Source organism: Duganella sp. GW821-FHT07F09, assembly GCF_059418705.1.
Window position 1 is genome coordinate 78548 of sequence record NZ_JBWKQJ010000003.1, and the last position, 23487, is coordinate 102034.

Here is a 23487-nt window from a genome sequence, read left to right on the forward strand (position 1 = left end):
TCCCGGCCCGCGCTGGCGCATAGCCGACGGGTTAAGGATTTTCCCGGCCGTCGCCGATGCGGAGGCGTGCGTGCGCGGCTGGCGCGCGTCGTGTCGAACCCGGCGCTCGCGGCGGCAGTTTGAACACGCTGACCACATGCGCCAGCTTGCCGGTTTGTTCCAGCATGGATTCGGCCGCGCAGGCGGTTTCCCGCACCAGCGCCGAATTTTGCCGGGTCGCTTGCTCCATCCGCACCATGGCTTGGTTGACCCTCTCGATGCCGTTGGTTTGCTCCTGGCTGGCGGTCGTGATGTCGCCCATGATGTCGGTCACCCGCTTGACGCTGGAGACGATCTCCTTCATCGTTTGGCCGGCCTGGTCGACCAGGTGGGCACCGAGATCGACCTGCCGCAGCGAGTTGCCGATCAAGTCCTTGATTTCCCTCGCCGCGGTGGCGGAACGCTGCGCCAGGTTTCTGACCTCGGTGGCCACCACCGCGAAGCCACGGCCCTGCTCGCCCGCCCGCGCCGCCTCCACCGCGGCGTTCAAGGCCAGAATATTGGTCTGGAACGCGATGCCCTCGATGACGCTGATGATGTCGACGATCTTGCGCGCCGACGCGTTGATGTCGCCCATCGTATCGACCACCTGCGCGACCACCGCGCCGCCTTTGACGGCCACATCGGAGGCCGACAGCGCGAGCTGGTTGGCTTGGCGCGCGTTGTCGGCGTTTTGCTTGACGGTCGAGGTCAGCTCTCCCATCGACGCCGCCGTCTCTTCCAGCGAGCCCGCCTGCTCCTTGGTGCGCGACGACAAGTCATGGTTGCCCGAGGCGATCTGGCCGGACGCCGTGGCGATGCGGTCGGAACCGCCACGGACATCGCCGACGATGCGCCCCAGGCTGTCGTTCATGTCCTTCAGCGACTGCACGAGTTGTCCGGCCTCGTCGCTCGATGAGACATGGATGTCGCCGCTCAGGTCGCCGGCGGCGACGGTTTGCGCCACCACGACGGCGTGCTTCAATTGCCGCAGCAGGGAGCGCGCCACCGTCACCGCCACACCCAGCGTCAACACCAGGCCGAGGCCGCCGATCGCGGCGCCGATGGCGATCGCGCGGTCGGCGTCGCGAGTGGCACTGCCGATGGTGTCGATGAAGCCCTGGTTGGCGGCATCGCGAAACGCCGTCAGGTCCTTGCGGTAGATCTCAAGCAGCTTGGACATGGTCTTCGCCGCATGAGCCTCGGGCACGCCGTTTTTGTCCACCAACTGCTTGGCCAGCGCGTAGGCGCTCTCATAGTAGGCGTCGAACTCGGCCGCCAGCCGCCGCAGGGCCGCCGCGTGTGTGCCGTCGACGCTGCGCAGTTTGGTGTAGTTGCCCCTGACGCTGGCGGCGATGGCGGCGGCGGTCCGCAGCTGATCCTGCTCGCCCGAAGCTGCCGCGCCATTCAGGTTGTCGATGATCTTGTCCAGCGCGCCCACGTTCTCCGTGCTGGCGTCCAGCAAGGGAAGCTGCACATCGCGCACGCTGGCCAGGCGCTGGTTGTTTTGCTTGAGGACGAACGAGCTCGTGCCCAGGTAGGCGGCCATGCAGCACATGGCGATGATGGGCGGAAGCAGTACCTTCCACAGCAGTGGAACGCGATGCAGCTGTTTCATTGGATCCTCGTTGAGTTTGTTGGGCGCGATGCCGGCTCACGGCGCCAGCACGATTCTGACGCTGGCGTCCACGGCGCTCTTGTCGATGTAGCCGATGGCGCTCGGATCGTTGGCGACGGCCTTCCTGACTTCGTTATTGCCGCCCACCTCCCTGGGCGGCTCGCCCTTGCCGGTGAAAATCTGCTTGGACCAGTAGGCCTTCAGCTGCGCGGCGGACTTGCCGACGCGCTTGGCGTAGAACTCGTCGCGCGGCGGCGAACCCTCGGACTGGTCGAGCAGTACGATCGCGGCGCCACCGGGAAAGGTGGACAGCTTGCCCAGGAAGATGTCGGAGGTTTGCTCGGGGGTTAGCATCTTGACCGTGTTTTTCGCCGACACGATCACCACGACTTCGGCCGACGCGCCGCCGGCCGCCAGGGCCAGGGCCAAGGCCAGCGGCCACAGTTTCAGGGGTTTCTTGATCATCATTTTTTATCCTTCGCTGACTCAGAACACGAAATCGACGGTCGCGCTGAGCAAGTTGGCAGCGGCCGGCACGCCGTTGATAAAGAATCCGGTTGAGCCGTTGTCCGGCTTGACCCTCTCGTATTGCAACTTAAAATCGGCATTCTTCAGGAAGTCCCAACGCAGGCCGCCCGACAGCGTTTTTTGCGCGCTGCTCCCCAGGAAGGGGGCGCCCATCTGGCCCACCCGCGAATAGCTGAGATAAGGGGTGAATTTATCGATGTGGTAGCCAGCCGTGGCATAGGCGGCCGTCTTGGTCCCGGCGACGCTGAACGTTTTGCGGTACAGCTCGCTTCTTGCCCATTCGCCCATGACGAACCAGTCGCCCGGGTCGTAGGTGAGGCCGGCACTGGCCACCTTGATCGCCGCGCCGAGATCGCAGCGGTCACAGCCGAAGGCGTTCAGCCCGGCCAAGGGCGGCGTCAGCAGCACGGCGCGTTGGTAGGCCACCCTGGCGGTCCATGCGCCGTATTCCATCTGGTCGGACACCCCGCGGATCTTGCGGAAATGGGTCGGGACGCCGGGAACCAGGGCGGTGTTGACCGTGGCCTGGCCCGCCAGGACGCCGGTGGTGTTGGTCACGTCGCCAAGGCGGAGCCGGTACGTGGCGTCGACGCCGTCGCTCTTGGTGAGCCCCAGCAGGTTGTACAGCTCAACCGGCGGCCGCACCCAGGGGGTGGCGTAGCCGACCTTGCGCGATTCCGACTGCATGTAGGTGGGCAGCAGAATGCGCCCGGCGCGCACGCTGAAATCCGGTGTGAACGCGTATTTGACATTGGCCCACTCGACGCCGGGACGCCAGTTGCCGTTCCATTGCTGCTCGGAGATGACTTGCACGACCGCCGAGAGTTGTTTGCTGAAGGTGGCGGTCAACTGAACGCCGAGCACGCTGTCGACCGAGGCGCTCCAGGCCCGGGTCTTGCCCGCGCCGTTGGGTTGGTCGTAGTAGCGGGAAATATAGTCGGCGGCGTCGCTGTCGGAATGGGTGACGCCCAGGGTGCCGAAACCGCCGACCTTGAACATCGGTGCGGCGCTACCTTCCTCCGCACGAGCCGGGCCGAGCGCGATCGCCGCGACGGCGAGGATGCCGACCTTCTTTTTGTCTATCATGTTGCGTCCTTCTCTGGATGTGCGCGCAGTCGATGTCGCGATTGACTGCAGGTGTGTGGGCGCTTCGTAATGGGAACAATCCGGTCGTCGCCCGCCTGCTAAAAATGGTAGCAAACCGCAAGAAAAATTAATGTACGGAAATATCACAGCTTGCTGTGGGAAAATTCCTATAAATTGGTAGGGAATTCAGCGCGCGGAGCCGCCACCACTGGCGTCGTGATGATTTTCCTTGGTCATGACAGCCCAAAAAAATTTCAAGCCGGCCTTGGTCTGGCTGTTGTAATTATGCTGCCTCGGGTCTTTTCCGGCATTGCGCAGGCGATCGACGTTGATGATTTGACGGCGCGACTGGCAAGCCGGTGACGGCCGGGGCGAGGCTGCGCGAGAGGCGCCGGCCGGCGGCTTTGACGCGTTGCGCGCCATGGCGCGCGGCGCCAACCGTGGCGGCGGGCAGGACTTGGCTGTTACGTATGACGGCCGCGTGTTGAAGGCCCCGCCCGTGGCGCCTGTCGCGCGTCCTCGCCGGCCGGCCGTTTCTGTCGCGGCTCGATGGTGAGCGCCCCCAGCCGCTGGGGAACGGCCGGGACCCGGCGCAAGTGCATCAGGGCCGCACGGATGCCTATGCCGTCCCCGTTCTGGACGAAGAGATCGAGCAGCGCATCCAACTCGGGGGACGCCGAGGCCAGCCCGGGCCGGCCCTGCCGTGCGAGCCAGGCGCTGAATCCGCGGAGCCGGCTGGCATAGGTGCCCACGGTGGCCGGCGCGCTACCGCCAGCCAGCATCGTTTCCTCGAAACGGGCGATGAGCGCCTGATCCCCGGCGGGAACCACGTGCCTATTTTGCAGCGGGATGGCCACCACCGCCTGCCGCGGGGGAGCGGCCATGACCTGGCGCAACTGCGCCAATGCCGCCGGGGTTTTCTTGTTGCCGCCCCCGTCCCTCACGAAGAGATCGACTTGCGCCTCCAGATCGGGTTCCTCCGACGCCAACCCGGGCCGGCCTTGCCGCGCGAGCCAGGCGCTGAAGCCGCGGAGCCGGCTGGCATAGGTGGCCACGGTGGCCGGCGCGCTGCCGCCGGCCTTCGCCATTTTCCCGAACCGGTCGATGAGCGCCGCGTCCGCGCCGGAAACGGCATGCATGGGGTGGGGCGCGATGGTCGCCGCCTCTCCTTGCGATGGAACGGCGATGGTGTCGCGCCAGTGTTTCAGGGCCGTGGCGGTGTGCTTATGCCCGCCGTCCGCGATGAAGCGCCCGACTTGCGCATCGCGTTCGGGATGGTCCGGTCCGGCGGCCAGTCCCGGCTGGCCTTGCCGCGCGAGCCAGACGCTGAAGGCGCGCAGGTGGCTGGCATACTTGGCCACGGTAGTCATGGCCGTCACGCCGCCGCCGGCCCTCGTGGTGGCGATGAAGCTGTCGATGAGCGCCTCGTCCTCGGCGGGAGCCGCGTGTTTTTTCGCCGAGGGAATGGCCATTGCCCCCAGCCGCCGGGGAGCGCTCATGACCCGGCGCAACTGCGTCAGGGCCGCGCGGGTGGATTTCGCGCCGCCCCCGTGGTCCATGAAGGTCCCGACCAGCGTGTCCAGCTCGGGATTGTCCGGTCCGGCGGCCAGCCCTGGCCGGCCTTGCCGCGCGAGCCAGGCGCTGAAGCCGCGCAGGTGGCTGGCATACTGGCTCACGGTGCCCGGCATGCTGCCGCCGGCCGCCGTCGTTTCCTCGAACAGGGTGATGAGCGCGGCGTCCTCGTTGGAAACATCATGCCGCGGGTGGGGCACGACGGTCGCCGCCCCCCCTTGCGGGGGACCGGCGATGGCGTCGCGCCAGTGCCTCAGGGCGGTGGTGATGTTCTTATGCCCGCCGTCCGCGATGAAGAGCCCGACTTGCGCTTCGCGTTCGGGATGGTCCGCTCCGGCGGCCAGCCCCGGCCGGCCTTGCCGCGCGAGCCAGGCGCTGAAGCCGCGCAGGTAGCTGGCATACTTGCCCACGGTGGCCATGCCCGGCGCGCCACCGCCGGCCCTCGTCGTGGCGATGAACCTGCCGATGAGCGCTTCGTCCTCGGCGGGAACGGCGTGTTTTCTCGATGGAGGGATGGCCACCGCCCCCGGTCGCCGGGGAGCGCCCATGACCCGGCGCAACTGCGTCAGGGCCGCAAGGGTGTTTTTCCTGCCGTTCCCGTCGTCCATGAAGGTCCTGGCCAGCGTGTCCAGCGCGGGATTGTCCGCTCCGGCGGCCAGCCCCGGCCGGCCTTGCCGCGCGAGCCAGGCGCTGAAGCCGCGCAGATTGCTGGCATACTGGGCCACGGTGCTCGGCATGCCGCCGCTGGCCATCGCCGTTTCCTGGAACCGGGCGATGACTGCGGCGTCCCCGCTGGAAAGCACGGGCTTAAAACGCAGTTGGAAGTCGTCCCGCAACAGTTCGTCGATCATCTCGTCCGCCTCCGTGGCGGGAGGGCGCGGACGGACGTCGGCCCCCAGCAGTTCGTCGATCATTTCATCAATCTGACTGGGGTCGAGCGGGGCCGGGGGCGCCATGGGTGGGGCGCCCCGCCACGCCGGCGCGTGGTCGGCCCCCCCCCATGCCGGAGGGTTATCGTCTGCTATCGAGGGCGGATGGGCAAGCGGGGCCGCCAAGGCCGCCAGCAGTGTCCGGCGCAGCGGTTGCCCCGCGCCAGGGCCGCGCGGCGGGCGTGGGGCGAGCCCCGCCAGCCCCGGCGTCGTCGCCGGGCGTGGCCCGCCGCCGCGGGTGGCGGCCGATGGCGACGACTCCGCAACGCCGCCCGCCTGCTGGCTATCGGCGGACGGGGCCAAGGTTGGATGGGCGGGGGACGGATTAATTCGCATGCATGCACCTTATTCGTGCCATTTTTTGACCGATGATTTTGCTGTTTTTCATTTGAATACCCTCTCGATGACTGTGGAGAAAAGAATGGCCCGTGGCGGCGGGACTTGGCCGCTAGGCATGACGGCCGCGTTTTGAAGGCCCCGCCTGTCGCGCTTCCTCGCCGGCCGGCCGTTTCTGTCGCGGCTCGATGGTGGACACCGCCGGCCGCCGGGGAGCGGCCAGGACCTGGCGCAACCGCTTCAGGGCCGTACTGGTGCCCGCGTCGCCATCCCCGTTCTTGACGAAGATGTCGGCCAGCGCATCCAGCCCGGGGTTCTCCGAGGCCAGCCCCGGCTGGCCCCGCCGCGCGAGCCAGGCGCTGAAGCCGCGGAGCCGACTGGCATAGGTGGCCACGGTGGCCGGCGCGCTGCCGCCAGCCAGCATCGCTTCCTCGAACTGGGCGATGAACGTCGCGTCCGCGCCGGAAACCACATGCTTCGGGTGAGGCACGACGGCCGCTGCCGCCCCTTGCGGGGGAACGGCGATGGCGTTGCGCCAGTGCTTCAGGGCCACGGCGATGTTCTTCTGCCCGCCGTCGGCGATGAACATCCCAACTTGCGCCGTAAGTTCGGGATGGTCCGGTCCGGCGGCCAGTCCCGGCCGCCCTTGCCGCGCGAGCCAGGCGCTGAAGCCGCGCAGGCTGCTGGCATACTTGGCCACCGTCCGCAAGTTCAGCCCGCCGCCCCCCACGTTCACCGTGGTGATGAATTTGTCGATGAGCGCCTGATCCCCGGCGGTAACCGCGTGCGTTTTCGATGATGGGATGGCCACCGCCATTGGTCGCCGAGGAGCGCTCATGACCCGGCGCAACTGCCTCAGGGCCGCGCGGGTGTTTTTTGCGCCGCCCCCGTCGTTCATGAAGATCCTGGCCAGCGTGTCCAGCGCGGGATTGTCCGGTCCGGCGGCCAGCCCCGGCCTGCCTTGCCGCGCGAGCCAGGCGCTGAAGCCGCGCAGATGGCTGGCATACTGGCCCACGGTGCTCGGCATGCCGCCGCAGGCCATCGCCGTTTCCTGGAACCAGGCGATGAGCGGGGCGTCCCCGCCGGAAACGGCGGGCGTCAAGCGCAGGTGGAAGTCGTCCCGCAACAGTTCGTCGATCATTTCGTCCGCCTCGGTGGCGGGAGGGCGTGGAGGGACGTCGGCCCCCAGCGGTTCGTCGATCATTTCATCAATGTGAGCGGGGGCGAGCGGGACCGGGGGCGCCATGGGCGAGGCGCCCCGCCGCGCCGGCGCTTGGCCGGCCGGCCGCCATGCCGGATGGGTATCGTCCGGTAGCGAAGGCGGATGGGCAAGCAGCTCCGCCAGCAACGTCCGGCGCAGCGTTTCCCCCACGCCGCGCGGCGGGCTGGGGGGGGCGCTCCTCCAGCTCCGGAATCGCCGCCGGACGCGGCCCGCCGCCGCGGGCGGCGGCCGATGGCGACGACTCCGCAACGTCGCCCGCCTGCTGGCTATCGGCGGACGGGGCCAAGGTTGGATGGGCGGGGGATGGATTAATTCGCATACATGCACCTTATTTGTGTTTCCGCCATCGAGGGCGGGTCGTCCTGTTTCCCGGCCAGCGATGTGGCTTCCCTGTCAAAATGACCGACGCGTTCGGCCGGCGAAAAACAGGCCCCCAAGCCGGCCTTGCTGTTCACAGCCGCCCCTGCAACGTGGTCACCGGATCGAGGCGCGCCGCGCCGGCCGCCGGATAGGCGCCGGCGGCCAGCCCGCTCAGCAGCGCCAGCGCGGCCGAGCACAGCGGCGTGGCGACATCGAGCGTGACGTCGATCCCGGCCACCGTCAGCGCCGCGGCGGCGCCGGCGACGCCCAGCACCAGCCCCAGCGCCGCGCCGAACATGCAGATCAGCACGCTCTCCATGAGGAACTGCGCCACCACGTCGCCCGCGTGCGCCCCCAGCGCCATGCGCAGGCCGATCTCCGCCTTGCGCTCGGCGACAGCGGCCAGCATCACGTTCATGATGCCCAGCGAGCCGACCAGCAGCGCCACGCCGCCGAGCACCGCGAGAAAGCGCGTGTAGAGCGCGACCTGCTGCTGGCGCAGTTCGCTGACCTGCCGGGCGCCGCTCGCCTGCAGCGGCTGCGGCAACAGCGTACGCAGGCGCGCCGCCAGCCGCTCGGGCAGGTCGGGCGCCGTGGCGCCGGTCCGCAGCCGCGCCAGCAGCAGCGCCGTCGACGGCGCCGGCGGCCCGCCCAGGCGCCGCGCCGCCGCCGGCGAGACGAACACGCTGCGGTTGATCTTGACCGACTGCAGCAGGTCGTCGCCGAAGTATGGCGCCAGCACGCCGGCCAGCAGGAAGGGCTTGCCGCACAGGCGCACCGGCACGCCCGGGCGCAGGTCGAGCCGGGTCTTGCGCAACTCGGCGGCGGCGTCGGCGCCCAGCACCACCCACAGCTCGTGGCCGTCGAGCGCGTGCAGGAAGCGCCCGTGGCGCAGGCGCAGCGACAGCACGCCCGGCAGGTCGGGGTTGGCGGCGACGATCTCCGGGTTGCCCAGCGCCGGTTCCGGCCCGTCGCCGCAGCCGAAGCGGCGCTCGAGCCGCGCCACCGACTGCACCTCCGGCATCGGCCGCAGCGCGGCGGCGGCGGCGCCGGTGGCGGCGTCGAGCCGGCCGCGCGCCGCGCCGCCCAACGGCTCGCCCTGCGCGCCCGGCGCCTCCGGCGCTGCCATGGTGATCGTCACCACGTCCGCGCCCAGTTGATCGAGCGCCCGCGTGGCTTGGGCGGCCACGCTGTTGCCGATGATGAGCATGGAGGTGACCGCGGCGATGCCGATCGCCACGCCGACCACCGCCAGCGCGATGCGGCGGCGGTTGCCGCGCACGCTCTGCCAGGCGAAGCCGAAGGCGATCCGCAGGCGCTGCCGGTGGCCCCCGAGCTCACGCATGGCGCCCCCGTCCTGCCGCGCAAGGGCCCGATGGAGCGCCCGCTCCGGCCGCCGGCGCGCACGGTGCAATGCGGCCGTCGCGCATCTCGATCTGGCGCGGCAGTTGGCGGGCGATGCCCATGTCGTGGGTGATCATGAGCAGCGCCGCGCCGCTCGCCGAGGTGACCTCGCGCAGCAAATCGAGCACGCGCGCGCCGGTGGCCGAGTCCAGCGCACCGGTCGGCTCGTCGGCCAGCAGCAACCGTGGCCGCCCGGCCACGGCACGGGCGATGGCCACGCGCTGCTTTTCGCCACCGGACAGCTCCGCCGGCCGGTGCGCCATGCGGTGCTCCAGCCCGACCGCCGCCAGCGCCTGACGCGCCGCCTCGAGCGACGCCCGTTGCGACAGGCCGCGATACAACAGCGGCAACTGCGCGTTCTGCTGCGCCGTCAACGACGGCAACAGGTGGCACTGCTGGAACACGAAACCGATGTCCTGGTTGCGCAGCCAGGCCTTCTGCCGCGGCGACAGCGTCCGGGTGTCGACGCCGGCCAGCCGGTAGTGGCCCGCGCTGGGCGTGTCGAGCAGGCCGATCAGGTTCATCATGGTCGACTTGCCCGAGCCCGACGGCCCGACGATGGCCAGCGCCTCGCCGGCGCCCACCAGCAGGTCGACGCCGCGCACCGCCACGACCTGTTCGCCGGCCACCTCGAACGCGCGCGTGACCTGGCGCAGCTCGATCAGCGGCGCGCCCGCGCGGCCCTCGTCAAGCAGGCCGGCCTCATTCATCGCCGGCCGCCGGCAACAGTCGGTCCAGCATGCCCGGCGCGGCGGCGGCCAGCGCCGGTGCGGCCGGCACCCACACCTCGTCGCCGGCGGCCACGCCGGACTTGACCTCGACGCTGTCGGCGAGCGCCTTGCCGGCGTCGATCTCGCGCACGCGCCCCGGGTCCGACGCCGAGCGGCGCACGCGCACCACCGGCCGCCCCGCCGCGTTCCAGGCCACCGCGGCCAGCGGAATGCGCAAGGTGGCCGGCCCGGGCGGCGGCGTGATGCCGACGGTGACCGAGCTGCCCACGCGCAGCGGCCGGCCGGCCGGCGCCTGGAGCAGGATCTGCACCTCGAATTCGGCCGCGCCGCGGTTGCCCTGGCGGGCGTCGGCCGCGCGCGCCTGCGACGACACCCGCCGCACCACGCCGTCGAACGCGCGCGCGCCGTCGGCGTCGAGCGTGACGCGCGCGGCCTGGCCGGGCGCGAGCTGGCGCGCATCCTCCTCGTCGACCCAGGCCTTGATCACGAAGGCGGAGGTGTCGCCCACCGTCAGGATCACATCCTTGGGCGTGACGGCCGCGCCCGGGTTGAGCTCCCTGGCCGGCGCGGCGTCGCCGCCGTCGCCCGCCGCCGGATAGAGCACCACGCCGGCGAGCGGCGCCAGCATCGTCGTCGCCTTCAGCTTGGCGCGCAGGTCGTCGAGTTGCAGCCGGCGGTTCTCCAGATCCAGTTCCAGCACGCGCAGCGCCTCGCCCGAGCGCTTGAGCTTGAGCGTGGCGATCTCGTCGGCGGCGCCGTCGACCTGGCTCTGGCCGGCGTCGATCTCCTGCCTGGCGGCGTCGAGTTCGGTGCGCGCGATGATGCCCTTGTCGTACAGCCGTTGCGCCTCGGCGCCGCGGCCCTGCGCCGCCGCCAGCGCGTTTTGCGCCGCCAGCAGCCGGCGCGCGGCGCCCTGGTACTCAGTACCCGCCTCGAGCCGCCGGGCGGCGTTCAACGCCTGCCGCGCCTGGATCTCGGCCATCTCGGCCTCGCGCAGTTGGCGCTTGAGTTCGGTGTCGCTGACCTGCGCCAGCTTCTGCCCCGCCGCCACCGCGTCGCCGAACTGCACGTACTTGGCCAGCAGCACGCCGTCGACCGGCGCGCTGATGTTGACGGCGTTGAGCGGCGCGAGCGCGCCCTGCAGTTGCAACGGCTGCGCGGCCGGCGCCGCCGCCGCCTTGAGCCAGCGGCCGGCCTCCGGCGCCGCCGGGCGCGCCGCCAGCGTCAGCGCGCAGGCGGCCAGGCCGGCCAGCGCCGCCGCGGCCGCGCGCACGTAAAATCGCTTTCTCGGGGAATGGTTCAGCATGTCGGTGTCCCGGTTCGGGTGGGTCATGGGGAAAGTCCGGTGTCCTGCGCCAGCGCTTGCACATGCCATTGCTCCAGCACGGTGCCGCTGACGCGTTGCAGCTCGAGCTGCGCGGTGAAGATCGCGAAGCGCGCCTGCACCTCCTGCGACAACGTCTGGTTCAGCGCGTCCTGCGCCAGCGACAGATCGGTCGCGCTGCTGCGGCCGGCGCGGGTCTTTTCGACCTCCGCGTCCAGCCGCTGCCGCGCCAGCCCGGCCGTGCGCTGCGCCAGCCGGTACTGCAGAAACGCGAAATCGATGTTCCTGAGCGCGTCGCCGACCTCGGTGCGCGCGGTGCGCTCCAGATCGGTCCGCGACAGCTCGGCCTTGCGCAACGCCACGCGCGCCGCGCCCGCCGCCAGCCGGCCGGCCGATTTATCCAGCGGCATCGAATAGCTCAGGCCGATGGCGAGGTTGGCGCCCCGCGTCGCCACGCCGGCGGCGTTCTGGCCCGAGCGGTCGCGCCGCACATACAGCTCGAGCTGGTTGCGCAGGCCGTCGTCGGCCTCGGTCACGCCGAAGCGGCCCTCCTTGACGGCCGCCGCCGCCAACGCCAGATCGACCCGCCGCGCCAGCGCCTCGCGCATGACCGCGCCCTCGCTCTGCGTTTCCGGCGGCAGGTAGGCGGTGAAGGTGTCGGTGAGCGCGACCTCCGTGCGGTCGGCGTCCAGGTCGTAGCGGCCGATCGCCCGCAGCAACTGGCGGCGGGCGACGTTCTCGGCCTGGCGCGACTGCATCAGCGCCAGTTCGGCATGGGCGGTGTCGGCGTCGCTCTGCAGCAGGGCGATGCGCGAGATGCGCCCGGCGGCCAGCAGGTCCTCGTTGATCGCCTTGGTCTCGGCCGCGCGCTTGAGCGCGGCCTGCGCGAGGGTGACGTTCTGCTGCGCCTGTTCGAGGCCGAAGTACGCCGCCACGCCGGCCAGCACCACGTCGCGCTGGGTCTGCAAAAAACCGTTGCGCGCGCTCTCCAGCGCCAGGCCGGCCCGGCGTTCGTTGAGCAACACCACGTCGCGTCCGGCGCCGCGCAACAGCGGCTGCGTCAGCGACAGCGAACGGACCCGGCTGCCGGTGTTCGGATTGACGCCGGGATCGACGCCGTCGACCGGCGCCGTCTGGCCGTGGCGGTCATACTGGCGCCCCTCGGTCAGCGATAGCTGGGTGCCGGAGCGCAGCTTCCAGGTCGACGTCAGGTCGGCCGACAGCGCCGTGCCGCGCGCGGCGGCCATGCCGGTGGCGGAGGCGCTGTTGCGCTCCAACTGGCTCGACAGAACGGTCTGCGGCAGGAATTCATGGCTGGCCTGCTCGGTCTGGGCCTGCTGCTGCCCCACATCGAGTTGCTGGGTCTGGATGGCGACGGCGCGCGTCAGTGCGCCCCGCAGGGCCTCTTGCACGCCCAGCCGCAATACCGCCGACGGTGGCGCCGGCGCGGCGTCGACCACCGGCCGCGCATCCGGAAGCGCGGCTGAAGCGCCGGGGTGGGCGCGCGCCATGCCGGCAGCCGCCATCTGCAGCGCCAACAACAACGCGCTATAGCGAAGTAAACACATCATAGGAACCGTTCTTGCTGATGATTTTGCCGGTCTTCATTTCAATACCCCCGATAAGTCAACGCGACGACATATGAGTCATAGGATGCCCGGGCAAGCCTGACGTCTGGCGAAACGAGGGCCCGCCCCACAAGCTCAGGGAAGTGCGATCCGGGCCGTGCGGATATGGCGGCACCCCTCGCCGAGACGTCGAACGCATCCGCGTGAACCCGCGACACCGCCGTACAAGGGGATGTTGGGCATCGCGGGGCGCATGGCAGCTTACCGACACATCAGAAGGAGCAGTTCGCCACCTCTTTGACATCGGAGAAGGGGCCGATGGTTGGCGAAGTGATGTGGTAACAGTGATTTTTGTTCAGCGGAAGGGTCAAGTAGGATTTCCGTTGGGAGGGCGACGGATCGACCCAGATATGGACCCATCCGCCGTCGCCACCATCGGTGTACTCCCAGCGGACGTGGCCTTTGCCGCCCTTCTTGCCGGTCTCCTGCCAGTGGTAGACTTTTCGACCTTTACGGTCATAGAGATCGGCAAAGACCGACCACTTTGCCAGGGCATCCGGACTCGTATCGACCTTGATCACATGTCGCTGGCCTGCGGCGGCTGCCGAAGCGCTCAAGCCGCAGAACATAGCCGCCCCGACAAGAGTCGCCGCCAGCGACGCGTTGGTGCGATTTGCCTTGAATGTACTGACCATATTTACTTCCTTATGATGAATGAATAAAAAAGAATGGCGCCCGAAAAAAAAAGGGTGGCCTGGAAACCACCGCGAGCGGCTGTGGCCGAGGCGCGCAACAGTACGACGGTACGCCTGCCATCGCGGGCTGTTTCACATAAAAAATCGCGTGGAGTTGGTTCATCGGGTAGGTGACTTAACGCTCCTGAGGGCCGCGCCGCCGCAGGCCCTGCCTTGAAAACGGACGCCATGTACCTCCTGCCTTCCACGACCCCGCTAATTGTTGACCAGATCCGGCGCCCCGTTCAGTTATTGCCGGTGGCGGTTATTGCGCGTGCCAGCCATTCCCGGCCGGCCTTGCTGTCGCTAGGGAAGCGTGGGTCGACATAAACCGTACGCAACCGCTCGTTCGGTTATTAAAACCCGACAACTGGACAGGATTCCTGGCCACGGCTGTGGTGTATGCTGCGTAACGGGGGGCGTTCGTGGGGCGCTGCCACTGCCGGCTCCGGCGTTGGCGGAACCGGCGATCAACGCACTCGTTGCCGCGATAGCAATGACGGTTGCCTTTTTGGCTATGATTTTGCTGATTTTCATATCAAAACCCTTGAAGTCGAGTTGATCGATTGGCGAAGTAGCCGACCGGTGCCGCAAATCGCGCCGGGGCAACACTGTGTGTTGCCCGGTGTTATCGAGTTCCGCAGTGGTGGCGAAATTGTGGAATAGTTGGAATATGGCCCCGCAGGAGACCGAGTTGGCAATGGCGCACATTGCCTGTGGATTAGGACAGGAGTGCGAAGGCCGCTAAGTTAAGCTCTCAGCGTGTTCGTTTGCTGGCGGGATTGATAATCATCTAGCCGTCCTCCCTTCGGCAGAGCCGAGGGATAAAGTCACGGTACGAATCCGAACTTTATCGAGGAGGACGTCATGCTATTTTGTGGCATTGATCTTCATTCCAACAACTGCGTTGTCGTCGTCTCCGACGAAGCTGACAAGGTGCTGTACTCCAGGCGGCTGGCCAACGATCTAGTCACGATCAGCGCCGCGCTGGAGCCATATCGGCATGAATTGTCCGGCGTTGTTGTGGAGTCTACTTACAACTGGTATTGGCTGGTTGATGGACTGATAGAAGCGGGTCACGTGCTTCACTTGGCCAACACGACAGCAATCAAACAATACGATGGGCTCAAGCATCGCGGTGACGAATCCGATGCCCGGCATTTGGCGCAGCTACTTCGGTTAGGGCTCTTGCCCGAAGGGCACATCATGCCCAAGTCTGCCCGCGCCGTCAGAGACCTGGCTCGCAAACGTATGCAGCTGGTCGATATGAGAACCGCGAATATTCTTTCGATTGAGACCTGCATGGCTCAGCAAACAGGTTGCTACCGGCGCCGAGGAGGTTGTCATGTTGTGTTATGCAAATATAAGTAACCAATAACTTGAAAGCCTAGTAAACACAGGACTAAAAACTTCAGACTCGTGTGGTGTGAGATGTGGTAGACCTTTAAGTCTCTGATTTTTAATGGGCTAAACGGCCTGCAAAGCCGTCTTGTCGAACGAATCATGTGTAGATTGAATTCAACAGATCGGAACTCTTCCCTGGTTTAGTCGCGACCGGATATGATGAGCTCGCCGCGACTTAGAATTGGGGCAAACTTGAGGCAATGTGAGCGTATGTCAGCGCGCGGTAGCGCATTTGACCAGCCAGTCTCTGTAACACAGCCCCTGCGCTGCGCTGGTGCTACGTCATGCGCAAGTTCGAAACTGTCATGCCCGCCGTGGCCATAGCTTCGGCTGTTCCGGTGTGGTACCCATAGCATCGTGCCTAACGTAATACTGGACATAAGGCCGTCGTACCTTACCGACAAATAGAACCTGTGTGCAAGGACCGTCAGGCCGCTCGCCGCCTGGCGAGTTACTACGGCAGCGGACGGAGCAACGCGTTCACCTTGACACGTCCGGCGCGACCTCGGGACGGTAGAACGTGCTGGAGCCGAATGTGTTGTCGTACCTAAGTGCGCGGTAGAGCGTGCGGTCCTCCCAGTCGGGACAGTACAACGGCGTTGCCGGCAGCCAGTCCTTGGCGCTGGCGATGACCTGCTCGGCATGGGCTAGCAACTGATAGGTCGAAATGAGTTTGAAGCGCTCCGAGACGAGAACCGCAAGATCCGAATGCCAGTTCCTCTCCATGGCGGTGGCGCGCTGGTGTAGTTCCTCGAGCCAGATTCCGCGCGTCGTGCTATCCATGCATTCGACAATGTAGCCGATGATCGGGAAATCAAAGGCGCTGTGTTTGACGCCGCTGACATGGCAGGAATACTCGGTGCGACCAAAGTCCCACTGCAACCATCTCCGGTAAGCGGCGCTCCACAGCCGTTGCCGTTTCTGCAGCGTGGCCTGGATGCTGAACGGCTGCAGCGTGGAGGCTACTTGTATCCGGTTCGCTTCATAGTCGCTCAGCGAGGCTACATAGGTATCGACCGCTTGGTCGGATGCGCTGGCAAGCATCGTGCCGAGGGCCGTCTGCAGTTGCGGATAGCGACTCGGATATTCGTTGAACACGGCTAGCCAGCGTATCCATTCATCAGGAACCTGAGCGGCCTCGGTTAGTAGGGCCTCCCACTCTGCCGGGAAGCAGCTTGCGCCCGCCGTCGCCCTTTGCGCGGAATGAAACAACGCCCAGAATTTGAGTGTCCAGTTGCTACTAGCGGCCGCGAGCCGCAGCGACTCCGCAGTGGGCGCCTGCAGCACATAGGTGTTCACTTCGAAGAAATCGTGATCATCTTCAAAGTAGGCGTGCAAGCTGACCGGATGCAGTTGCGCCAGTGCTGCCCAGGCTTGCTGCTTCAACGGCGACTGGAACTCGTGTGCTTCTCGCTGCACGGACCATTGCAGTCGCGTCCAGTTGCGCGCGGCGGCATTGGCCATCATGGCAGGTATTTGGTCGGCACCGGATCGAGTACGCGTCAAAATCCGCTGGCTGTCGACACGGTAGGTCCTGACAATGCTGAGTAGGTCTTCAATAAATGACAGCGTCGGGTTGCCGGCTGTCTGGCTTAGCTCGTGCCACAGCCGGCCGTCGCAGTCCATCACCGACGTCAGCGCCAGCAGTTGCGGCAGGCAGGACGAGAAGGGGCGGCCGTTCGCATAGGTTGCTATCGCGCGCGCGAGCCACGCATACAGGCCATCATATTGCGCGCGCTCTTCCTCGCTCAGCTCCGAGTGCTCGAACCACAGAAACGGATAAGCGTCGTGAAGTGCTCTTCTGGTGCGGTTAAATTGCTCGCGGATGTCGCAATCCGAAATGTCGAACATGGGGAGGGGCGAGAGCAGCAGTGCGTCAGCGGACCGGCTGGCGATGTCGTTGAGTAGGTCGGTCCTTTTCACTGGCATTTCCAAACAAGATATTTATCGTCCAGGCTTTGCTGCCAGAAATCCGCGAATGCCTGTTGCACCGGCTCGGGGTAGGCCACTTCCTGTACGATGCAGTGCTGCGCGCCGATATGATTGATGGAGGCGCCCAGCGACCACGCACGTGTACGGTCGCGTCCCAGCCCCGGAAAGATCAGGAAGCGGTCGTGGAAGCTCCCCTTTTCTGTGGAACTCACGCGATATTCCAAACGCATGCGGGATGGCGTCTCAAAGGCCGTTTCGAGCGTGCGACGTTGTGCCTCGATCCACTTCTGCCGCTTGCTGTCATCGGTTATATCCGGTACGCCATCGGCCTGACTGGTTTGCGCGACAGTTTCGTGCCGGCTGGCACCTTTAGTCGAGGTCAGCGCACGCAATTCGGTGCCGGTATCCGTGCAAAACGTCAGGGTGCTGAGAATGTCATTGGCCGACAGGTATGGATCCCACAAGTAGACCGCGCCCTGATTAACGGTGCGTATCAGTTCCCTCAGATCCTTCAGCGCGCGCATCTGCTCGGTTTGCGCATGCGCATTCCCCAGGCCATATTGCAGGAAACGCCTGGACTCGATCAACTGTTTCATTTTCTCCTTCAGCTCCCGGCGTCCGCGCCAGTCAGTCTCCATCGGAAGCATGGCGGCCCAGGCGGCGCGCCCGCCGCCGGACGGCTCCCACACCGCCACTTCATGGGTGATAATCTGCTTGCCGGGTTCCTCCACACTGAACCGGCGAGGTTCGACCAAGGTGCTACTGTATGACTCGACCGCTCTGGCCTTCGCATGCACTTGGGACGGAGCTGTCGCCGCCAGCAACATTCCGCTGTCGGTATCGTAGACCGAAAACTGCAAATTGCCGGCAAACGAGGGAATCTGCCATTGCAGATGACCGACGGGGAGTGGCGCGCGCTGCAGGCTAATTAGTCCCTCTTGTTCGACACGGTAGTCGACAGAGACCGCGCGTGGCGTGATACTCGGATTCCAGGCCACCTGCAGGTCTAAGGGGGTGCAGGGACGGCGGCGGAACTCAACCATCAATGCGTTGGCTGGCACCTGTAGCAAGATATCACCGATGCGATCGGGTACCCGCGACAGATTCAGCGGCAACAGCGGGCCCATCCATGCAGACAGTTGGTCCACCAGTGCATCGTGCTTCACTAGGTCCTGCAGCGTCGATTTGGCATGGTCCTTGAGTTCGAGCACGTAGGAACCGGACCAGAAATTGTTTTTCAAAACGCTGTTAAGCGGAATAGTGGACCAAGCGTCCGGCGGGCAGAACAAGGCCGGTGAGGCGCTCAGTGTACCGATTTTGAGTTCGGGCATGCCGGGTGGCTCCCATATGCTGGCGCGACCATAGCGCTCGATGGACTCCAGCAGGGCGTCGATTGCGACCGGGCGCCGGGTCACGCGGAATTGCCATCCCTTCAGTCCGCTCAGTTTTTTACTCTTCGATAAAAATGGGTCGCTAGGCGTCGGCGGTATGTCGCCTTGCTCTGCGACGTAGACCGAGAATACATTGTGCGCTTCCCTGATGGCCGAACCAGGCAGCTCACGGAATGCAATCACTTCCACTGCTTCAAGCCACGTGTAGTGCCCGAGTAGTCCTGGCGCCAGCAGGTAATTTAAATCGTTAAGCGCCTCTTGCACATCTGTTTGCTGCTTTGATTGTTGCATCGCGTCGTTTCGACCGGTTTCGGCGTTCGTTGGTTAAGCTGATCTAATTTCCGCTGCGCACCGGCATGTATAGGCGGCGTGCGGGATCCATCGCGATACATACCTAGGGAGGGCGGCATGTCGCGGTGTATTAGACCAGATCCTGTAGCTGGTCGCAAATCGCAGTGTCGTATTTTTCAGGATGCCCTGTGGCAATGCATCATGGCCAGTCCTCCTTGCGGTGGTGGAACAGTACCGGCCAGATAAACAGGATATTGACCACCGCTTACTTCGACCGCCTCGGTGTGCCCCGTCTTTATACCGCATAACCTTACTCAACCTCTCGAACCGCCCGGTGCGGACCCGCATGCCGGGTGGTGTGGCAGGGGTGCAGCTGACATTAGCTGCCCCCTATGCCGATTGGGTGCTAGTCCCGCCGCGAGTCGGAGCCTAGCTATTGGCGTACCAGTTCCTGGATCAGGCCAATCAAGTAAAAGAGCGCTTTAAGTAGGCTCGCTACGAAAGGTATTGCTCGCCCTAGTTTGGCAATGGCAGCAGAACCGTTTTGCTTCGATGTCATTGCTTGCTTTTTAGTTTTCATAGATCGCCACCTTCCTATTTCGTGCAAGTCGGGTAATCGGATCGGTGATGAAGCCACGCGCCATCCACTCCAATTCCTTAGCGCTGAGAACGTTGAGTCCAAGGGCCATATCCGCGAGCTTCCCAGTCGGCAGGTCCAAATAAGCTAGTGCCAGCTTAGACAGTGGGTGGCCGTCTGCGCGTAGTGATGTGGCTAGCGCGCGAAGGCACTCGTGCATTTGGCTGACGCAGTCATCCTGATTAATGGCGCCCTTGGCCCATTCCTTCACCGCCTTGGTGGTGGCGCGAACAAGCGAGCGTTGACTGCACGCATCGGCCAACAGGAACGATGTGTGGCGGGTAATAAAAGGATGCACGCCGCCAAGCCTGCGATTAAACTGCCTCACAAGGATCAATAATCGGTGTAGAGCAAAGTAGTCTTCGAGGCGGTCCTTCGCTTTTCGATAAGAGGCGTTGGAAAGAGTGGGCGAGTGCAAGCTGCAATAATCGGTGGCGAATCCCTTGGTCTGAAAACGGGTTCCTTCCTGATTTATTAGAAGCAGGGCCTCCGTACTGATCTCAGTGATCTGTTGGGGATGTTCGAAAACGCGGATAATCTCCTCTGCCTGTTCGGTAAGGCGCGTGCAAAGCTGGCAATGGCGATTTTCCGGGCCGTAGTCCCTAAAATCGAGCAATGTTGGCAAGTCATGTTTGGCCATTGTCTTGCCCAGTGCGCGGCGCTTGGTCTCCACTACGATGATTTTGGTGCTGCTACCGCCTTCGAGGGTGCAGGTCGGCACCAGGGCCACACGCTGCTCATGCTCGCTGCGATGGAGGCAGTAGAAGTCCGCCATTTCGATCAGGACGTCAACGGTTAGTGCGAGCTCGGGGAACTCTTCTTGTGTTTTAACCCAACCCCAGTCATCTTCATTGCGTTGATACAGTTGTTTAAATAAGCTGAGTGCCTCACGTTCCATTCTTTCCAATAGCTCAGAAAACGGCGACGTTTCGACGTCGTAGCGATGTAACCACGCCTTGATCGAAGCATCCAGATGCCGGCGCATATAGCTCTGTAGCAAGCGCCTGGATGGATTTTTTTGCTGCTTTGCCTGATAAGATTTCGCCTTACGATAGACCGTTCGGGCGCCGTCACCGATCGCTTCATCACAGCCATCGTTGACATGCGTAAACGTCAAGTGCATTTCTTCTTCGTATAGGATATTCAAGATAACAATACCGGTAAGTGGCAACGGTGGTCATCCTAGCAAGGAACGTAACCGGGAAGGGAGATGTCGAATAATTCTTCCTGATGTATTCGGGCGTCTACAAAAATAACCTGATGAGCTAACCTCCGCAGTCGGAATGCGTACGCTGACGTGTCCCAGCCTTCTTTGTATTTGAAGAAGCGAATAGGCTGAGCCAACTGCTTGGACAGCTTCCGAGCGGATACGTGGTCAGCCGGGCATCACGGGCTGCCGCCACAGTGCTATGACGCTGGAAGGGAAGAGCGGTCGATTCAGATTTGCCGACGCGATGAAACGGGATCCTCGCAGCAAGTGGTGGAGAATCGGCATGGCCACACAGGCACGACGTTGCCACATGCGGATGGGAAGAGCTGAGTTGTGGGTCTAACGAACCCTAATTGCTATTCCCTTGTGTCATGGCGAGCTGGAGCAGCCTGCAAAGTCGTATCCTCGGCCCATCACCCTTCTAATACTGAGCATCACCAAATTGATGGTATTTCTGATGGTGTCGCCCTTTTCCAGAGTGTGGAAGATGAAGCTAATCAGTAGCTTACAGCTCTCATTGATAATCGAGTGGGAATGATGTTCCGCCGGACACCAGTTTATTAAAAAAGCTCGCTTCGGCGAGCTTTTTTTATGAGAATTTGAACTGGTATGCCATTGCCATGATCGTCAATACGTAGATAGCGAGGAAGTGAAATCTCGAATTTCTGAGCTATAAAAGAAGAGGAGCGTCAGCTCCCCTACCTGTCAATAATGGTGGCGGCTCGAAGGAGATGACTACTGCATCCGGCGCGTCTCTACGCGAGATAATGGTCACCTCAGCATCCTGAACCACTTGGTCGATAACAGTTCGAAGGCTGTCGCGAGCATCAGAAAAGTTGATGATTCTCATTTGTTACTCCGTTCTTTCAATACTTATCAGTGTCAGTAGCCGTTGTCAGTATCAGTAGTCGTTGTCAGCAGTGTTTGTCGGAATCAGCGAAAAATTTGAATGGTATGAACTTGTACGATAAATCGTACAAGTGTAAGTATGTCGCAAATTTCGCGCGTGATAAGCTTATGGTTGGCGAGGAGCGACGATTGTCGGAGCCATGATCGCGCCCTTTGGGCCGCATAGCTTTTCCGACGGCCTATTGTGCGTGAGTTCGTACAACTCCGTTCGCCGTGCAATTCGCATGGCGATCCCGGCTGCTCCTCATTTTTTATTCCGCAAAGTGTGCGGAACTTCGCATACAGCCGACCTGCCAAAAAGTATCCTAATTTTCATTTTTAAGGGAGAGCGTCATGCCGACAGGTGCCAATCCGAAGCGCGAACGAGAATACAAAAAGATCGAACGGAAATTTAAAAAGGAGGGACGTTACAAGGGCAGGGAGGAGGAGGTAGCTTCCCGTATCGTCAATAAGCAGCGCGCCGAGGCGGGCGAGACGAAGAAGCACGCGCACAAGCCGGCCCGTCGGTCTGCCTCTCGACGTAAAAGCAGCGGCGCGCGGACCACTTCGCGTCGCGGAAAATGACCAAAGGGAGGGCGGGCGGCGATGTCACAGCTACCTATCTTAAATCGCGTGTCCGCAGGCGCGCTGGATGTCGCCTATTTCGAGGTCGGGCCTGCGGACGGCGTTCCGACCATTCTTCTCCATGGCTTTCCTTATGATGCCCACGCCTTTGACGAGGCGTCGGCTAGCCTTGCCGGCGCCGGGCACCGTTGCATCGTCCCATTTTTGCGTGGCTATGGCCCGACTCGGTTCCTGTCGGCGGATACGCCGCGCGCGGGTGGGCAGGCGGCGCTAGGCGCGGATCTGCTGGCATTGATGGATGCCCTCCGTATTCAAAAGGCGATCCTCGGTGGCTACGACTGGGGTGGTAGAGCTGCCTGTATCGTCGCCGCGTTATGGCCGGAGAGGGTGGTCGGCCTTGTTAGCGCCGGTAGGGGCTACAACATTCAGGACATCGCCGCAGCCGCCAAGCCAGGCATGCCGGATCAGGAGGCACGCCACTGGTATCAATACTACTTCCACACGGAGCGGGGCCGCAGGGGCCTGGACGAAAATCGGCGTGAAATCAGTCGGCTTCTCTGGAAGACCTGGTCGCCATCCTGGTCCTTCGATGAAGATACATTTCAGCGAACCGCTGTCTCTTTCGACAACCCCGACTTCGTCGATGTGGTGATCCATTCCTACCGGCATCGGTATGGCGTCGTTGAGGGAGATCCGGCCTATTCGGAGATCGAAGCGGCATTGGCACGCCAACCCGATATTTCGGTTCCGAGCATTGTGTTGTTGGGCGCGGACGACGGCGTCGATCCTCCGCCCAACGAAGACGAGGATGCCAGAAAGTTCATCGGGTTCCATGACCGCCGCGTGCTGCCCGGCGTCGGACACAACGTGCCGCAGGAAGCGCCGAGCAGTTTCGCGGACGCCATTCGGGAACTGCGCTAAAGCGCAACCGCCCGAGTCGGCCGCGCACTTATTCCTTGATTTCTGCCGGCGGCGTCACGTCGTGGGCTTTTTCACGCTGTATTTTGCTTGCGGTCCGACAAACGGCCAGGCCTCGGCATTGCCCGTGCCGTCGTGGACCAGGCAATTAGGGTGGGCCGGCCGTTGACCATATGCAGGAATGGTTTGACACGCTATCACGTGTAAGATATTATTTACACATGAAATCAAAAACGCAGCCCCCGAACGGAGACCAGCTACTGACGATGCTGTCGGCGCTATCGAATCCGCACCGGTTGCGCATCGTGGCAGCACTAACGTCTGGCGGCCGCAATTACGTGAGCCAGCTGGCGCGCGAGCTTGGCATCAGCCGCCCGTTGCTGCACCTGCATCTGAAAAAACTGGAAGACGCCGGCTTGGTCACCAGCAAACTGGAACTGTCCGCCGACGGCAAGGCGCTGAATTATTTTGAAGTGCCCGATTTCAGCGTGCAGCTCACGCCGTCCTCGATCGCCGAGGCGGCGCAGTCCCTGTCCACCAATCTCGAACCATAGAGGCTTTTATGTCCGAACCCATCTACTTGCTGACGATATTCCTGCTGCCAGTGACGGTGCTGCTGATTTTCGGCATGCGCTTTCTTGTGCAGCTCAAGCAAGCCAAGTTGCGCCATCAAAGCGACAACGATTATCGCTTGCTGGCCGAACGCGGCGTCGCCGCGCAGGCTGAAACGGCCGCCGCGTTGGCCGATTTGAAGTCCCGCATCATTGCCATCGAAAAAATTCTGAAAGAAGTCGAGTAATC

18 protein-coding genes and 2 pseudogenes are annotated in these 23487 nt (G+C 64.0%); 5 read left to right on the plus strand and 15 right to left on the minus strand.

From position 1 onward, the window contains the following. Positions 1 to 31: 31 nt before the first annotated feature. The 11 genes from AC07P1_RS08970 to AC07P1_RS09020 all read right to left on the minus strand — a co-directional run bounded on the left by AC07P1_RS08970 (position 32) and on the right by AC07P1_RS09020 (position 13391). Positions 32 to 1636 (minus strand): methyl-accepting chemotaxis protein, encoded by a 1605-nt coding sequence (locus AC07P1_RS08970; protein WP_494695455.1) that lies wholly within the window; start codon positions 1634 to 1636, stop codon positions 32 to 34. Positions 1637 to 1672: 36 nt separating this feature from the next. Then, positions 1673 to 2104 (minus strand): type 2 periplasmic-binding domain-containing protein, encoded by a 432-nt coding sequence (locus tag AC07P1_RS08975; RefSeq protein WP_494695456.1) that lies wholly within the window; start codon positions 2102 to 2104, stop codon positions 1673 to 1675. An 18-nt stretch (positions 2105 to 2122) separates the two neighbouring features. Next, positions 2123 to 3250, minus strand: coding sequence for a hypothetical protein (locus tag AC07P1_RS08980; RefSeq protein WP_494695457.1), 1128 nt, complete (start codon positions 3248 to 3250; stop codon positions 2123 to 2125). A gap of 186 nt (positions 3251 to 3436) precedes the next feature. Continuing rightward, the gene (locus AC07P1_RS08985) at positions 3437 to 3673 is read right to left on the minus strand and encodes a hypothetical protein (protein ID WP_494695458.1); all 237 of its coding nucleotides are present in this window, start codon (positions 3671 to 3673) and stop codon (positions 3437 to 3439) included. A 41-nt stretch (positions 3674 to 3714) separates the two neighbouring features. Next, positions 3715 to 5736, minus strand: coding sequence for a hypothetical protein (locus tag AC07P1_RS08990; protein WP_494695459.1), 2022 nt, complete (start codon positions 5734 to 5736; stop codon positions 3715 to 3717). Between the two features lie 463 nt (positions 5737 to 6199). After that, positions 6200 to 7228: a hypothetical protein gene (locus AC07P1_RS08995; RefSeq protein WP_494695460.1), complete on the minus strand. Its 1029-nt coding sequence runs from the start codon at positions 7226 to 7228 to the stop codon at positions 6200 to 6202. Between the two features lie 532 nt (positions 7229 to 7760). Next, positions 7761 to 9014 carry an ABC transporter permease gene (locus AC07P1_RS09000; RefSeq protein WP_494695461.1) on the minus strand — a complete coding sequence of 418 codons (1254 nt, stop codon included), beginning with the start codon at positions 9012 to 9014 and terminating at the stop codon, positions 7761 to 7763. Continuing rightward, entirely contained in the window at positions 9007 to 9783 is a 777-nt protein-coding gene (locus AC07P1_RS09005) for an ABC transporter ATP-binding protein (protein WP_494695462.1), read from the minus strand. The genes AC07P1_RS09000 and AC07P1_RS09005 overlap by 8 nt, the downstream gene beginning before the upstream one ends. Continuing rightward, positions 9776 to 11137, minus strand: a complete 1362-nt coding sequence (locus AC07P1_RS09010) for an efflux RND transporter periplasmic adaptor subunit (RefSeq protein WP_494695463.1) — start codon at positions 11135 to 11137, stop codon at positions 9776 to 9778. The genes AC07P1_RS09005 and AC07P1_RS09010 overlap by 8 nt, the downstream gene beginning before the upstream one ends. Continuing rightward, positions 11134 to 12699 (minus strand): TolC family protein, encoded by a 1566-nt coding sequence (locus AC07P1_RS09015; protein WP_494695464.1) that lies wholly within the window; start codon positions 12697 to 12699, stop codon positions 11134 to 11136. Before AC07P1_RS09015 ends, AC07P1_RS09010 begins: the two co-directional genes overlap by 4 nt. A 269-nt stretch (positions 12700 to 12968) precedes the next feature. Then, entirely contained in the window at positions 12969 to 13391 is a 423-nt protein-coding gene (locus AC07P1_RS09020) for a hypothetical protein (protein WP_494695465.1), read from the minus strand. Between the two features lie 906 nt (positions 13392 to 14297). Between AC07P1_RS09020 and AC07P1_RS09025 the strand changes: the two are divergent. Beyond that, positions 14298 to 14750: pseudogene (locus AC07P1_RS09025) on the plus strand (IS110 family transposase); the annotation flags it as partial. A gap of 564 nt (positions 14751 to 15314) precedes the next feature. On the opposite strand, the gene AC07P1_RS09030 reads toward AC07P1_RS09025, so the two are convergent. From AC07P1_RS09030 to AC07P1_RS09045, 4 genes and pseudogenes are all read right to left on the minus strand, one after another. Continuing rightward, the gene (locus tag AC07P1_RS09030) at positions 15315 to 16757 is read right to left on the minus strand and encodes a hypothetical protein (RefSeq protein ID WP_494695466.1); all 1443 of its coding nucleotides are present in this window, start codon (positions 16755 to 16757) and stop codon (positions 15315 to 15317) included. Then, entirely contained in the window at positions 16754 to 18448 is a 1695-nt protein-coding gene (locus AC07P1_RS09035; RefSeq protein ID WP_494695467.1) for a VPA1262 family N-terminal domain-containing protein, read from the minus strand. Before AC07P1_RS09035 ends, AC07P1_RS09030 begins: the two co-directional genes overlap by 4 nt. 569 nt (positions 18449 to 19017) lie before the next feature. Further along, positions 19018 to 20202, minus strand: a complete 1185-nt coding sequence (locus tag AC07P1_RS09040) for a hypothetical protein (RefSeq protein ID WP_494695468.1) — start codon at positions 20200 to 20202, stop codon at positions 19018 to 19020. A gap of 814 nt (positions 20203 to 21016) precedes the next feature. Next, positions 21017 to 21145 (minus strand): annotated as a pseudogene (locus AC07P1_RS09045) (type II toxin-antitoxin system Phd/YefM family antitoxin); the annotation flags it as partial. Between the two features lie 392 nt (positions 21146 to 21537). On the opposite strand from AC07P1_RS09045, the gene AC07P1_RS09050 reads away from it, so the two are divergent. The 4 genes from AC07P1_RS09050 to AC07P1_RS09065 all read left to right on the plus strand — a co-directional run bounded on the left by AC07P1_RS09050 (position 21538) and on the right by AC07P1_RS09065 (position 23485). Further along, the gene (locus AC07P1_RS09050; RefSeq protein WP_494695469.1) at positions 21538 to 21768 is read left to right on the plus strand and encodes a hypothetical protein; all 231 of its coding nucleotides are present in this window, start codon (positions 21538 to 21540) and stop codon (positions 21766 to 21768) included. Positions 21769 to 21789: 21 nt separating this feature from the next. Further along, positions 21790 to 22689, plus strand: a complete 900-nt coding sequence (locus AC07P1_RS09055) for an alpha/beta fold hydrolase (protein WP_494695470.1) — start codon at positions 21790 to 21792, stop codon at positions 22687 to 22689. 218 nt (positions 22690 to 22907) lie between these two features. Further along, complete coding sequence (locus AC07P1_RS09060; RefSeq protein WP_494695471.1) at positions 22908 to 23240, plus strand: ArsR/SmtB family transcription factor; 333 nt, start codon at positions 22908 to 22910, stop codon at positions 23238 to 23240. Positions 23241 to 23248: 8 nt separating this feature from the next. Beyond that, positions 23249 to 23485, plus strand: coding sequence for a hypothetical protein (locus AC07P1_RS09065; RefSeq protein WP_494695472.1), 237 nt, complete (start codon positions 23249 to 23251; stop codon positions 23483 to 23485). Positions 23486 to 23487 lie beyond the last annotated feature (2 nt).